Genomic DNA, 12,897 nt, shown 5'->3' with positions numbered 1-12,897 from the left:
TATGAGTGCCCGCGTTGACTGGACGCAGGGCCTGCAATTTACCGCCACCAGTGGCTCTGGCCATCAGGTGCTTACCGACGGTGATAAGCAGACGGCGGCCAGTCCGATGGAGTTGGTACTGATTGCCGCCGGCGGTTGTTCGTCGGTGGATGTGGTGATGATCCTGGAGAAGGCCCGGCAGGATGTTACGGCCTGCCGGTGCGAAGTGACAGGAACCCGGGCCGATCAGGTGCCAGCGGTATTTACTGATATCCATCTGCATTTCGTGGTCACCGGCAACAACATCGCTGAGGCACATGTTGAGCGGGCAGTACGCTTGTCTGCCGAAAAGTACTGTTCGGTGGCAAAGATGCTGGATGTTGCTGTGGTCATGACCCACAGCTACAGCATTGAGCCGGCCTGAGCCACCATCGATGAATTATCGCCACAGCTATCACGCCGGTAACTTTGCTGATGTACTGAAGCATTCGCTGCAGATGATTTGCCTTGATTACCTGCGGCAGAAAGACAAACCATTTTGGGTGCTGGATACCCATGCCGGTATTGGTATGTATGATTTGCGGGGCGAGCAGGCAAGTAAAACAGCGGAGTGGGAGCAAGGTATTGCCAGGCTGCTGGATGCTGAGAATCCGCCTGCTGCGCTCAGTGCCTACCTTGATTGTGTCCGCGTTCTTAATCCTGACGGCGAATTACGCTGGTACCCGGGATCCCCCTGGTTGAGCGCCCGGCAGCTGCGCTCGCAGGATTCACTGGTACTTTGTGAATTACACCCTGAAGATGGCGGCTTGCTTGAGCAGAATGTGCGCCGCGATTTCCGTTCTGCCGGGTCAGTCAAAGTCATGACAGAAACCGATGGTTATGGTGCTGTAAAAGCGCTGCTGCCGCCGCCAGCAAAGCGCGGGTTAGTCCTTATTGATCCACCGTTTGAGCAGCGCGATGAATTCATTCAGGCAAGTACGGCGCTCGGCCAAGGGCTACAGCGCTGGGCTAACGGCACCTATGCGGTCTGGTATCCGATTAAAGATCCCCTTAATGTCGGTGTTTTTCATAAGCATGCTGTGCGTCTGGCGGGGGCTGATAAAGTGCTGGCGGTGGATTTAATGATCCGGGCACCGCACGATCGCACCAGACTAAACGGCTGCGGTATGTTTTTTATTAACCCGCCTTATGGGCTGCTACAACAGCTGACCGAAGTGATGGAATTTCTGACCCCATTGCTGGCCCAAGGCGAAGGCGCGGAATGGCGTGCGACCTGGCCAGCTTAGCGGCTAAGCTTATCCAAGGGTTCGCCCCGGCGCTTCCTCTCAATGATCTCTTCAATCAACGGCGCCAGAATAAGCTCCATAGCGAATACCATTTTGCCACCGGGCACCACTAAGGTATTCATCCGTGACATAAAAGCACCGTCGATCATCTGCAGATAATAAGGGAAGTCGACATTTTTTATGCCCCGGAACCGGATCACCACAAAGCTCTCGTCGAGCGACGGAATATCTTTTGCGCTGAACGGATTCGAAGTATCTACGGTGGGCACCCGCTGAAAGTTAATATGGGTACGGGAGAATTGCGGCACGATATGGTGAATGTAATCCTCCATACTGCGCACTATGCTCTGGGTGACCGCTTCGCGCGAATGGCCGCGTTCTGAGGTATCCCTTAGTAGCTTCTGGATCCACTCAAGGTTGACGATCGGCACCATACCAATCAGCAGATCAACGTACTGGGCTACATCATAATCTGCACCGCTGACTCCGCCATGCAGCCCTTCATAGAACAGCACATCGGTATTTTCCGGGAGTGGCTCCCAGGGTGTGAAGGTACCCGGCATCTGATTGTAGGGCACCGCGTCGTCGAAACTATGCAGGTACCGCCGGATCTGGCCGTCGCCGCTTTCGCTGTACTCGCGGAACAGTGCTTCAAGGCGGGCAAAATCGTTGGCTTCAGGGCCAAAATAGCTGATGTGCCGGCCTTGTTCCTGGGCTTTGCGAATGGCCAGGTCCATCTCGGGCCGGGAGTAGCGGTGAAAGCTGTCACCTTCGGCAAAAGCAGCGTTGATGTCCTGGGTACGGAAAATATGCCGTAATGCCTGGCTGGTGGTGGTTGTGCCGGCACCCGATGAGCCAGTCACTGCAATAATAGGGTGTTGTACCGACATATGCCCTCCGCGAAGTTGAGTGAATGTTATACGGCCTCAGCTGCGAGGGGTCAAGTTCAGGACGGGGCTGATCAGTAATGTGGTGGTCGTTCGTTGCCGGCATCCGGTGTTGCGTTGGCGCTCTCATCCTGCACTTGCTGGAAGCGTTCGCCGAGCAAAGCGACCTTACGTTGTAGTTCGTACAACGCATCCGACTGCTGGGTCAGTAACTGATTCAGCGTTTCGATGGTATCTTCCTGAAACGCCAGTTGGCTTTCGAGATCAGCAATACGCTGGCTAAGTTGGTTATCTTCGGTGGCAGCCATAGGCAAATGCCCCTGTTTATGTGTAGTATAGGAATTGCGATGAATTACACCTTGTTCTGATAGAAAATTCAATCCTGGAGATAGGCATGAAGCAATTTAAAGTACCACTGGCTATGACGATAATCGCGTTAGCTGTAGTGGGGTGTACCAAACAACAAGAACCTTATCCTGTCAGCGAGCAGGCCCCTACTGAAGAGCGTGGCAAAATGGCTTACGCACTGGGCGCCTCGGTTGGCACTTTTGTTGATTCAAACTTAACCAGCCAGGAAGAAGTTGGCTATGAGCTTGATCGCAGCCTGGTTATCGCTGGTTTCGTAGACTCCCTGAAAGCTGAATCAAAAATCAGCCAGGAAGAAGCTGATGAACTATTAGCGCAAATGCAGCAGGAATTTATGGAGCTGCGTCAAAGCGAACTAGGCTCAAAGGCGATGGAAGAAGGCGAAGCTTATCTTGCTGAGAACGCCCAAAAAGAAGGTGTGACGGTCACTGAGTCAGGCCTGCAATACGAAGTCATCAGCGCAGGTCCGGAAGGCGCACCAACCCCTGAAGCCACCGATATCGTTGAAGTTCATTATGAAGGTAAGCTGATTAACGGCGAAGTCTTCGACAGCTCATTTGAGCGCGGTGAGCCAGCAGTATTCCCACTGAACCGGGTCATTGCGGGCTGGACTGAAGGCGTACAACTGATGCCGGTTGGTTCAAAATACCGTTTCGTGATCCCGGCTGATTTAGCCTATGGCGATCGCGAAGTTGGTGGTGGCGCTATCCCGCCTAATTCGACACTGATTTTTGAAGTCGAACTGTTGGATATCAAAGAGCCGGCAGAAGAAGCGCAACCAGTTGAAGAAGGCGGGCAATAATAGCCGCTGAAGTTAGCAAAATGTGCTACAAAAAAAGCCAGTCAGTTGACTGGCTTTTTTAATTGTTTCGTTGTTTATTCGACTTCAGGCTCGGGGGCTTTGATTAACTGGTGTTGTTCCAGCGTTTGCATCAGCTCGTCTTCAAACTCCATCCGTAGTTCAAGCGCTTCACCAAGCTGTGACAGGGCCGCATCGAAGCCCGGTAATGGAGCTTTCGGCGCTAAGTCGCCAAACGTATCGTTGAAATCAAGTGCAACTTCGGTGGTATCCGCAATCAGCGGAAACAGTCGGTTAGCCAGATCACGGGTCGATTGGGGCAGCTCTGCAGCGTTACTGATCAGCTGGTCATAAATTTCAAAGTGGCCGGCAGATACATAGTCCACCAACGAACCACAGAATTCCCGTAGCTCATTTGTTTCCGGCAACACGTTATGCTCTCTTTCGTACGGCGGCAAGCCCGCCAACTTAAAATATTCAATCAACAATAGCTGGCGAGCTTGTAGCCAGTTATCTATTGCCTGGTGAGCGCCAATCCATCGCTCGGTTGTTTGCTCATGACGACTTAACATGATCTTCCCCTAGGTGACTGATAGCCCCCATAATCGGATGATGCTAAGCTGGCGTCAACTATTTTTACATCGGATTTAGTACGTTTTATGACCAAACCTAATCAACGCCCCGGTCCGAATGAGCCAGCGTGGTGGTTTATTGTCGCGGCTGGTGAACTGGTTCTGGGCCGTGATGAGCCTCTACCGCCGCACGGTATGGCGGCCCAGATGCCGATGCCTGATCTGTCGGAGTACAAGATTGTCTTTTTAGGCGAACTCCGGGAGCGTAACTGCTATCTGGTGCTGGCTGATTATGGCGACACTCAGTTTGCTGAACTCGGCGAATTCGGTAACGTTCGCGAACTGCTGACAGTCGGCGATGAAGCGCTGTTTGCAATCGCGGCACGTGCTAAGCAGGTCAGCGAATTCCTTTCTACCCATCGCTTTTGCGGTCGCTGTGGGGTACGCATGCACGAAGTGGACTGGGAGCTGGCGATGCACTGCCATAGCTGCCAGCATCGCTGCTACCCGCGTATTTCGCCCTGTATTATTGTAGCTATCCGCAAAGGCCGGCAGGTATTGCTGGCGCGCGGCAAGCGTCATCCGGAAGGACTGTTTTCGGTGCTGGCCGGCTTTGTCGAAGCCGGAGAAGCAATTGAGCGCACGCTGGAACGGGAGGTGATGGAAGAGGCTGGCATCAAAATTAAGAATCCCCGGTTTGTTGGTACCCAGTCGTGGCCGTTTCCACACTCACTGATGATTGGCTTTACCGCCGAGTGGGAATCAGGCGAGTTGCGGCTCGATCCCTTTGAGCTGGAAGAAGGCGACTGGTTTGATATTGATAAGTTACCGCGCATCCCGTCGGCAGGAACTATCGCCCGCAGACTAATAGATCGACTAAAAACTGAAATTGATCAGGAAACCGAAAGCAGAGGCTGATAAAATGCCGCCCACTTAAGGTAACGGATTCGTATCGCCATGACTGAACTAAAAAATGATCTCTATCTTCGTGCTTTATTGCGCCAACCCACGGCCCGGACTCCTATCTGGATGATGCGCCAGGCGGGGCGCTATTTGCCGGAGTACCGCGAGTTACGTCAGCAAGCTGGCGATTTCATGAGTCTGTGTAAGAATCCGGAACTTGCCTGTGAAGTGACGCTGCAGCCGTTGCGTCGTTTTTCGCTGGATGCGGCGATTCTGTTCTCTGATATTCTGACCATTCCCGATGCTATGGGTTTAGGCCTTTACTTTGAAACCGGCGAAGGTCCTAAATTTAAGCACCCGGTGCGCGACTTAAAGGCGATAGAGCGGTTAGGCGTACCTGATCCTGAGCAGGAACTACGGTATGTAATGGACGCGGTACGCACCATCCGCCGCGAACTGAAAGGTGAAGTGCCACTGATTGGTTTCTCCGGCAGCCCCTGGACACTGGCAACTTATATGGTCGAAGGCGGCAGCACCAAGAACTTCAGCCAGGTTAAAAAACTGATGTTTGCCGAACCTCAGGCTATGCACCTGCTATTGGATAAGCTGGCGGACTCGGTCATTTTATATCTGAACGCCCAGATTGCTGCTGGCGCGCAGGCCGTGATGGTATTCGATACCTGGGGCGGCGTGCTGAGTCCGCGCGATTACCGTGAGTTCTCGCTGCGTTATATGGACAAGATCGTTAAAGGGCTGACCCGCCAGGCCGAGGGCCGGCAGGTACCGGTGACGCTCTTTACCAAAAACGGTGGCGCCTGGCTGGCTGATATGGCGGCGACCGGCGCCGATGCCCTGGGCGTCGACTGGACCATGAATATGGGCGATGCCCGCGCTGCGGTAGCCGATAAGGTCGCCTTACAGGGCAACATGGACCCCAGCGTATTGTATGCATCGCCCAACCGCATTGAAGAAGAAGTTGGCCGTATTCTGGCCAGCTACGGGCAAGGTAATGGCCATGTATTTAACCTGGGCCACGGTATCCACCCGGAGGTTAATCCCGAGCACGCCGGGGCCTTCATTAATGCGGTTCATAAGCTGAGCCCCGCCTACCATAAATAATAATCGCTGATTTGCGGTTAACCCCATGTATTGAGCGGTAAGCGGGACTTCCGCTCGATACAGCTGCGTTACAATAGGGCATCTGATTTCGTCTGCCTTGCTGTGCAGTCTCTGGGGTTTTTTTTATGGCAATTCGCAAAATATTTAATCCACTCACACTGTTTGTCGCAATCTTTGCACTTGCAGCGGCATACTTCTGGTTTATCCACGAGCCCCAGGGCGAGCAGCAGCAACAGCAGGCGGCGGTGCCGGTACGGGTGCAGATCGCAGAAATGGCGGAATACCGCGATGTCATTGAAGCCCTCGGCACGGCGCAGGCCAATGAGTCGATCGTGGTTACCGCACAGGCGCAGGAAGTGGTGGTTGCCGTTCACTTTGATGACGGCGACATGGTTGAGGCAGGTGAGTTACTGGTTGAGCTGGATGCCCGCGAAGAACGTGCCGGGGTTCAGGAACTGAAATTTCGACTGGCAGAAGCTCAGCGCCAGTATCAGCGGCTATTGGATCTGTCCCGCCAGAACGCTGCCTCACAGCAACAACTTGAATTACAGGACGTACTGGTAAAAGAAACCACCGCGGCGCTGGCTGTGGCCGAAGTGCGCCTGGCCCAAAAACAAATTATTGCCCCATTCGCCGGTCGCCTCGGCATCCGTCACATAAGTGTCGGCTCACTGGTATCGCCTGGCCAGGAAATCACTACGCTGGATGACGTCGCCCCTATCAAGCTTGATTTTAGTGTTCCTGAACTATACTTTGCCAGCCTGCAGATCGGCCAGAAGATCACGGCCCGCAGCGGTGCTTATCCGGGCGAAGAGTTTACCGGTGTCATCCGTGGTATTGATTCACGCGTTGACCCGCTTACCCGATCAATTCTGGTGCGCGCAAATATCCCGAACGACGACGCCAAACTACGCCCGGGCATGTTGCTGCGGGTGAATCTGCTACGCAGTGTAGATACCACCATGATTCTGCCCGAAAAGGCGATCGTACCGATGCAGGATCGCCATTACGTTTACGTGGTTGGCAGCGATGATATTGCCCGCCAGACCGAAGTCGTGGTGGGTCGTCGCAAGCCCGGTATTGTCGAGATTGTCAGTGGCATTAAGCCGGGCACCAGAGTAGTGACCGAAGGCATGGTGCGTTTACGTGACGGCGTTGCTGTTACTGTCCGGGAGGGCTAACCATGTTGCTGTCTGACGTTTCGGTCAAGCGCCCGGTATTCGCGTCGGTAGTCAATATCCTGCTGATCGTTTTCGGTATTGTCTGCTTCACGATGTTGCCATTACGAGAGTATCCGGATATTGACCCACCGGTAGTCTCTATTGATACCCGTTATAACGGCGCTTCAGCGGAAATTGTTGAAACCCAGATAACCCAGATCATTGAAGACCGCATTAGTGGCATTGAAGGCATCAAAAATATTAATTCGAGCAGCCGTAACGGCCGCTCGCGCATCAGCATCGAGTTCACTCTTTCCCGCGATATTGATGCCGCGGCCAATGACGTCCGGGACCGGGTGTCACGGGTGTTAGATAATCTGCCCGAACAGGTCGATCCGCCGGAAGTGTCCAAGGCGAACTCCGATGAAAGCACGGTAGTCTGGTATAACCTGCGCAGTGAAACCATGAGTATTCTGGAACTCACCGACTACGCCGACCGCTATATCGTGGACCGCCTGTCGGTAGTTGACGGCGTTGCCCGGGTTAATCTGGGCGGCGAACGCCGCTATGCGATGCGCATCTGGCTGGATCGCGAGGCCATGGCAGCGCGCAATATTACCGTTGCTGACATTGAAAACCGGTTACGTTCCGAAAACGTCGAGCTACCGGCCGGAGAGGTTGAGTCGATCGATCGGGAATTTACTGTGCGGGTGGCCCGCACCTATCTGACCCCCGAAGATTTCAAGCGCCTTTCCATTAAGCGGGGTGACAATAATCAGCTGGTACGCCTGGGCGAAGTCGCCCGCGTTGAAATGGATGCTGAGGACGATAAAACCGAATTCCGCGGCAACGGTATCAACATGATTGGTATCGGCGTTATCAAACAATCGAAAGCCAATACCCTGGAAGTGGTGGAAAACGTCCGGCGCGAAATGGACTTAATCAGCCAGACCTTGCCAGGCACTATGATCATTGTGCCCAGCTACGATTCATCCATATTTATCAAAGGGTCGATCGATCAGGTATACAACACCCTTGCCATTGCCATGGGCCTGGTGGTGGTGGTGATTTACCTGTTCCTGGGGAATGTGCGGGCCACCCTGATCCCGGCGATAACCGTACCTGTTGCGATCATTGCCTCTTATATCGCGCTCTTCGCCATGGGTTTTTCAATTAATTTGCTGACGCTGCTGGCACTGGTGCTGGCAATCGGGCTGGTAGTTGATGACTCCATTGTCGTGCTGGAAAATATTTACCGCCGGGTTGAGGCCGGCGAGCCGCCGTTGCTGGCGGCCTACCGCGGCGCCCGGGAAGTGGGATTTGCGGTGGTAGCAACTACCCTGGTGCTGGTCTCAGTATTTGTACCACTAGCCTTTCTGGAGGGGAACATCGGGCAGCTGTTTACCGAGTTTGCCCTGGCGATTGCGGCGGCGGTGGTGTTCTCAAGTATCGCCGCGCTCACGCTATCGCCAATGCTTGGCTCTAAGATCCTGCGCCGGCAGGAACGTTCAAGCCGCATCGGCCGAACCATTGAAAAGACCTTCAACTGGGTTGAGACCGGCTATGTGCGCGTGTTACGCCGCACCCTGGCGTATCCATGGATGGCAGCGGTGCTGGTTATTATCTCAGGCTTACTTGCTTACAGCCTGGTGCAACAGATCCCGCAGGAATTTGTGCCGCCGGAAGACCGTGGCACCTTCTATGTACAGGTACGCGGGGCTGAAGGTGCAAGCTTTGAATCCAACGCCGCACATATGCGCGAGGTCGAACAAATCCTGCTGCCGTATATCGACCAGGGTAAAATTGACCGCCTGATTATCCGCTCGCCCGGTTGGGGCGGCTCAGCAGGTATCGCTATTGTTGGCGCCATTCCGTTTGATGAGCGTGAGTGGTCTACTTTTGATCTGATGAAAGAGGTTTCCGATAAACTCAATACGGTGACCGGCGTTCAGGCTTTCGCCTTTATGCGCAGCGGCATCAGTGGCGGCGGTGGCCGCCCGGTGCAGTTCGTGCTGCAGGGAAACACCTATGAGCAACTGGCGGCCTATCGCGATGTGGTTATCGAAGAAGCCAGTAAGAATCCGCAATTGCTTAATATTGACAGCGATTTCCGCCAGACTTTGCCGCAACTGCTGATTCGGATCAACCAGGAGCGCGCCTCTGATATGGGTGTTTCGGTTGGCGATATCGGTCGTACGCTTGAAACCATGCTCGGTCAGCGCCGTGCCACCACCTATCTCGACCGGGGTGAAGAATACGACGTTATTCTGGAGGGTGAGCGCGCGGATTACCGTAGCCCGACGGCGATCGATAATATCTATGTGCGCTCAAACTCCAGCGGCGAACTGATCCCGCTATCGAATCTGGTCACTATTGAAGAACGGGCTACCTCTGGCAGCCTGAACCGGTATAACCGTATGCGCAGCATTACCATTGAAGCCAACCTCGCTGAAGGCTACTCACTGGGCGAAGCGCTCGCTTACCTTGAGAACATCGTACAGGAGCAACTACCTGACGATGTCTCGATTGATTACAAGGGCGAGTCGCAGCTGTATAAAGAAAGCGGCAGCTCGGTCATCTTTGTCTTTATTCTGGCGCTGGTGATTGCTTACCTGGTATTGGCCGCTCAGTTTGAGAGCTTCGTGCATCCGCTGATCATCATGCTGATGGTGCCCCTGGCTTTTCTGGGGGCGGTAATCGGCCTGTATCTGGCCGATATGAGTCTGAATATTTATAGCCAGATAGGTATCGTCATGCTGATTGGTCTGGCAGCTAAAAACGGTATTCTGATCGTTGAATTCGTCAACCAGCTGCGCGATGCCGGCGTCGACTTTGATGAAGCGCTGGTGCGTGGTTCACAGCAGCGGTTGCGGCCTATCGTTATGACGGCGTTTACCACCATCATGAGTGCGGTGCCCCTGATTCTGGGCTCAGGCCCTGGTGCTGAAAGCCGGATGGTAATAGGTATGGTGATTTTCTGTGGGGTAGCCTTGTCAGCGTTTCTGACGATTTTCGTGATTCCGTCACTGTATTCATTGCTGGCGCGCAACACCACCTCGCCATTGCAGCTGACTCATAAGTTAGCGGAACTGCAGCGTGAGCATCCGGTGAGCGGTCGCAACTAGCAAACTGGCTGCCGGGCTAAATATTCTTCTGTAACTCAGGGGGAGTCACCGGCAGTCCGTTAAGAATATTAATACTGCGCCGTGGGTCGTTGGTGAAAATGCCATCGACGCCCATGGTCTTCATCTCATAGATATCTTCAGGCTCATCCACGGTATAGACAAACACTTTCAGGTTACGCTGATGGGCGTCTTCGACAAATTCCTTAGTAACGAAATCAACATCGGCGTGTACCGACCAGGCATTCAGCTCTTCGGCAAACTGTGCATAGGTGAGCGGACAGGCAGAGGTAAGCGCACCAATAAGTTGTTCAGGATGATCCTGTTTGAGCTGCTTTAACCAGTGATGGTTAAAGCTCGAAATGATCAGTTGTTCAGGTTTGAAATTGGCGTTATTGACTGCGTTTAGCAAGTGACGGGTAAGGCCGCGGCGGATGTCCGCGCCCTTCAGCTCAATATTGACCAGACAGCGGCCGTTAATAAATTCCAGCGCTTCAGCGAGGGTTGGCACCGGATGCTGGCCAAAAACTTTTAGCCGGCGTACCTGCGCCAGGGTCAGATCACAAAGACGGCCGGGATGGGCCGCCAGTCGCGTCAGATAGCGATCGTGAAAGACAATCCACTCATCCTGCAGCGGGTAGATATCAAACTCAATACCATCGACACCGGCATCCAGCGCCCGGCTGAATGCCGGCAGGGTGTTTTCCGGTGCCTCAAAGCTGGCGCCGCGGTGAGCCAGGATTAGCATAGCTTTTAGTCACGTTCCCCGATGACTTCGCCGACCCGGGTCACATCAAGGGGTTTGAGATCCTCATCAAAGTCGATGACATCTTCAGGAAACAGCATAATGACCGTCGACCCGAGCTTAAAGTGTCCCATTTCTTCTCCCTTTTTCAGGTGAATCGCCTGATCACCGCCGGCGGGGTATTCCCAGCTATGTACTTTAGGCCCTCTGGGCGGTGTAACAGTGCCAGACCAGACCGTACCGATACTGGCTACTATAGTAGCGCCAACCAGAACCATAGCGAACTTGCCAAAGTCACTGTCAAAGATAGCGACCACGCGTTCGTTGCGGGCGAACAGGTTAGGAACATTAGCGGCAGTCATGGGATTGACTGAGTACAGATCGCCGGGCACATAGATCATCTTGCGCAAGGTACCGTCCCACGGCATATGAATGCGATGGTAGTCGCGTGGGGCCAGGTACACAGTCGCAAAGTCACCGTTACGGAAGGGGTGTGCATCGCGCGGGTCGCCGCCGATCAGCTCAGTCAGACTGTAATAATGGCCTTTGGCCTGAAAGATGCGGCCGTCTTCGATATCGCCAAACTGACTCATAGCCCCGTCGACCGGATGGGCAAACTGTTGCTCGCCGGTTGCTTTGAAAGGGCGCGCCTCTGGCTTCAGATAGCGGGTAAAGAAATCATTAAAGCTTTTATAGTCTGATGGTTTTTCCATGATCGCTTCAGACATATCTACTTTATAGCGCCAGATGAAAAAGCGAATAAAAATTTGCGTCAGCCAGCCCCAACGGGCCGCTGCGTACTTACCGACCAGGCGCGATAAGCCATGTTTGGGGGTAAGGTGTTGTATCTGAACTTTAAATTTATCCAGGTTCACGTCTTCGATCCTTTAGCGGTAGCCCGTGATGGCTTCTTCAGCGTCATCGACTCAATAATTCGGTGGAAATTGTACAGCCTAAGTTCATGCAGGTCACCATCCACCACGGCTTGTTGTAATGCACAACCGGGGTCATCGACATGCTTGCAGTCGCGGAACTTACATTGCCCCAGAAACGGCCGGAAATCCCGGAAGCACCAGGCTACACGCTCGGGTTCAAGGTGCCAGAGGGCGAACTCACGGATTCCCGGCGAATCGATGAGTACGCCGCCGTCGGGTAGCGGATAGCGGGTTGCCACGGTAGTGGTGTGCTGACCCAGCCCGGAGCCACCGGAGATTGGCCCAACGCTGGCATCAATATCCGGCAGCAAGGCATTGACCAGTGACGATTTGCCGACCCCGGATTGCCCGACCACGATAGACACCTGTCCTTCTAATACGTCGTGGAGCGGTTTCAGACCACCAATTTGTTTGGCACTGACTTTAAGCACCCGATAGCCGATATCCTGATACATCTGCAGCGCGGCTTCGATTTGGTTTTGTTCTTCCGGCGGCAACTCACTCATCAGGTCGGCTTTATTCAGTACGATCACCGGGGTGACTTCAATGTCTTCACAGGCAACCAGATAGCGATCGATGATTTGGGTCGAAAATGCCGGTAACAGGCTGGATATAATCAGGATCTGATCGACATTGGCAGCAACCGGCTTGAGGCCGTCATAATAATCGGGGCGGCTTAGTAAGGAGCGCCGTGGCTGGACGGCTTCGATGACACCGCCGACATCTTCAGCGGAGCTCGGATCCAGCCGGCGCCAGACGACTTCATCACCGCAGACCAGTGATTCCACGGTACGGCGGATATGACAACGCATGGGCGTATCATCGGCAGTCACAATAATTGCTTGCTGGCCGTACCGGCTGATAACCACACCGGCTTCGGGACCGCCCACTGTATCTGCGGTTGTTTCGGGCTCAAGCCCGGCCTGATCGAGCCGCTTTTGCTGATTGGCGCGAACCCGCCGAATCTGACCTTTATTTAGACGTCGCTGTTTTGCCACCACTACCTACTTTATGAAAACCGGTT

The 12,897-nt window shown here is 53.9% G+C and carries 13 protein-coding genes; 7 read left to right on the top strand and 6 right to left on the bottom strand.

Annotated features, from left to right (window positions below; translation table 11 throughout):
* Window position 1: 1 nt before the first annotated feature.
* Window positions 2-403 carry an OsmC family protein gene (locus IDSA_RS07875; protein WP_034776175.1) on the top strand — a complete coding sequence of 134 codons (402 nt, stop codon included), beginning with the start codon at window positions 2-4 and terminating at the stop codon, window positions 401-403.
* A gap of 10 nt (window positions 404-413) precedes the next feature.
* Window positions 414-1,265 carry a 23S rRNA (adenine(2030)-N(6))-methyltransferase RlmJ gene (locus tag IDSA_RS07870; RefSeq protein WP_034775784.1) on the top strand — a complete coding sequence of 284 codons (852 nt, stop codon included), beginning with the start codon at window positions 414-416 and terminating at the stop codon, window positions 1,263-1,265.
* On the opposite strand, the gene IDSA_RS07865 is transcribed toward IDSA_RS07870, so the two are convergent.
* Together IDSA_RS07865 and IDSA_RS07860 are read right to left on the bottom strand one after the other, a co-directional pair.
* On the bottom strand, window positions 1,262-2,155 hold the full coding sequence (locus IDSA_RS07865) for a phosphoribulokinase (RefSeq protein WP_034775783.1): 894 nt from the start codon (window positions 2,153-2,155) through the stop codon (window positions 1,262-1,264). The two genes, IDSA_RS07870 and IDSA_RS07865, sit on opposite strands and share 4 nt — an antisense overlap.
* A gap of 71 nt (window positions 2,156-2,226) precedes the next feature.
* Entirely contained in the window at window positions 2,227-2,460 is a 234-nt protein-coding gene (locus IDSA_RS07860) for a SlyX family protein (RefSeq protein WP_034775782.1), read from the bottom strand.
* 86 nt (window positions 2,461-2,546) lie between these two features.
* Here IDSA_RS07860 and IDSA_RS07855 point away from each other — a divergent pair, with 86 nt between their 5' ends.
* On the top strand, window positions 2,547-3,320 hold the full coding sequence (locus tag IDSA_RS07855; RefSeq protein ID WP_034775781.1) for an FKBP-type peptidyl-prolyl cis-trans isomerase: 774 nt from the start codon (window positions 2,547-2,549) through the stop codon (window positions 3,318-3,320).
* Window positions 3,321-3,394: 74 nt separating this feature from the next.
* Here IDSA_RS07855 and IDSA_RS07850 read toward each other — a convergent pair whose 3' ends face one another.
* Window positions 3,395-3,889, bottom strand: coding sequence for an Rsd/AlgQ family anti-sigma factor (locus IDSA_RS07850; RefSeq protein WP_034775780.1), 495 nt, complete (start codon window positions 3,887-3,889; stop codon window positions 3,395-3,397).
* 87 nt (window positions 3,890-3,976) lie between these two features.
* Here IDSA_RS07850 and nudC point away from each other — a divergent pair, with 87 nt between their 5' ends.
* The 4 genes from nudC to IDSA_RS07830 all read left to right on the top strand — a co-directional run bounded on the left by nudC (window position 3,977) and on the right by IDSA_RS07830 (window position 10,196).
* On the top strand, window positions 3,977-4,807 hold the full coding sequence (nudC, locus tag IDSA_RS07845; protein ID WP_034775779.1) for an NAD(+) diphosphatase: 831 nt from the start codon (window positions 3,977-3,979) through the stop codon (window positions 4,805-4,807).
* A gap of 39 nt (window positions 4,808-4,846) precedes the next feature.
* Window positions 4,847-5,911, top strand: coding sequence for a uroporphyrinogen decarboxylase (hemE, locus tag IDSA_RS07840; RefSeq protein ID WP_034775778.1), 1,065 nt, complete (start codon window positions 4,847-4,849; stop codon window positions 5,909-5,911).
* A 125-nt stretch (window positions 5,912-6,036) separates the two neighbouring features.
* Window positions 6,037-7,092: an efflux RND transporter periplasmic adaptor subunit gene (locus IDSA_RS07835; protein WP_034775777.1), complete on the top strand. Its 1,056-nt coding sequence runs from the start codon at window positions 6,037-6,039 to the stop codon at window positions 7,090-7,092.
* Window positions 7,093-7,094: 2 nt separating this feature from the next.
* Window positions 7,095-10,196, top strand: a complete 3,102-nt coding sequence (locus IDSA_RS07830; protein WP_034775775.1) for an efflux RND transporter permease subunit — start codon at window positions 7,095-7,097, stop codon at window positions 10,194-10,196.
* Between the two features lie 16 nt (window positions 10,197-10,212).
* On the opposite strand, the gene IDSA_RS07825 is transcribed toward IDSA_RS07830, so the two are convergent.
* The 3 genes from IDSA_RS07825 to rsgA are packed head-to-tail and all read right to left on the bottom strand — an operon-like array spanning window position 10,213 to window position 12,871.
* The gene (locus tag IDSA_RS07825) at window positions 10,213-10,941 is read right to left on the bottom strand and encodes a glycerophosphodiester phosphodiesterase (protein ID WP_034775774.1); all 729 of its coding nucleotides are present in this window, start codon (window positions 10,939-10,941) and stop codon (window positions 10,213-10,215) included.
* A 5-nt stretch (window positions 10,942-10,946) separates the two neighbouring features.
* A complete protein-coding gene (asd, locus tag IDSA_RS07820) occupies window positions 10,947-11,813 on the bottom strand; it encodes an archaetidylserine decarboxylase (RefSeq protein ID WP_034775772.1) in 867 nt (288 codons plus the stop codon).
* Window positions 11,810-12,871, bottom strand: coding sequence for a small ribosomal subunit biogenesis GTPase RsgA (rsgA, locus tag IDSA_RS07815; RefSeq protein ID WP_034775771.1), 1,062 nt, complete (start codon window positions 12,869-12,871; stop codon window positions 11,810-11,812). The genes asd and rsgA overlap by 4 nt, the downstream gene beginning before the upstream one ends.
* Window positions 12,872-12,897 lie beyond the last annotated feature (26 nt).

Origin of the sequence: Pseudidiomarina salinarum, assembly GCF_000753715.1 — a bacterium.
Lineage (GTDB): Bacteria > Pseudomonadota > Gammaproteobacteria > Enterobacterales > Alteromonadaceae > Pseudidiomarina > Pseudidiomarina salinarum.
Note: the sequence above shows the minus strand (reverse complement) of the source record. Positions and strands in the feature narration are given on the sequence as shown.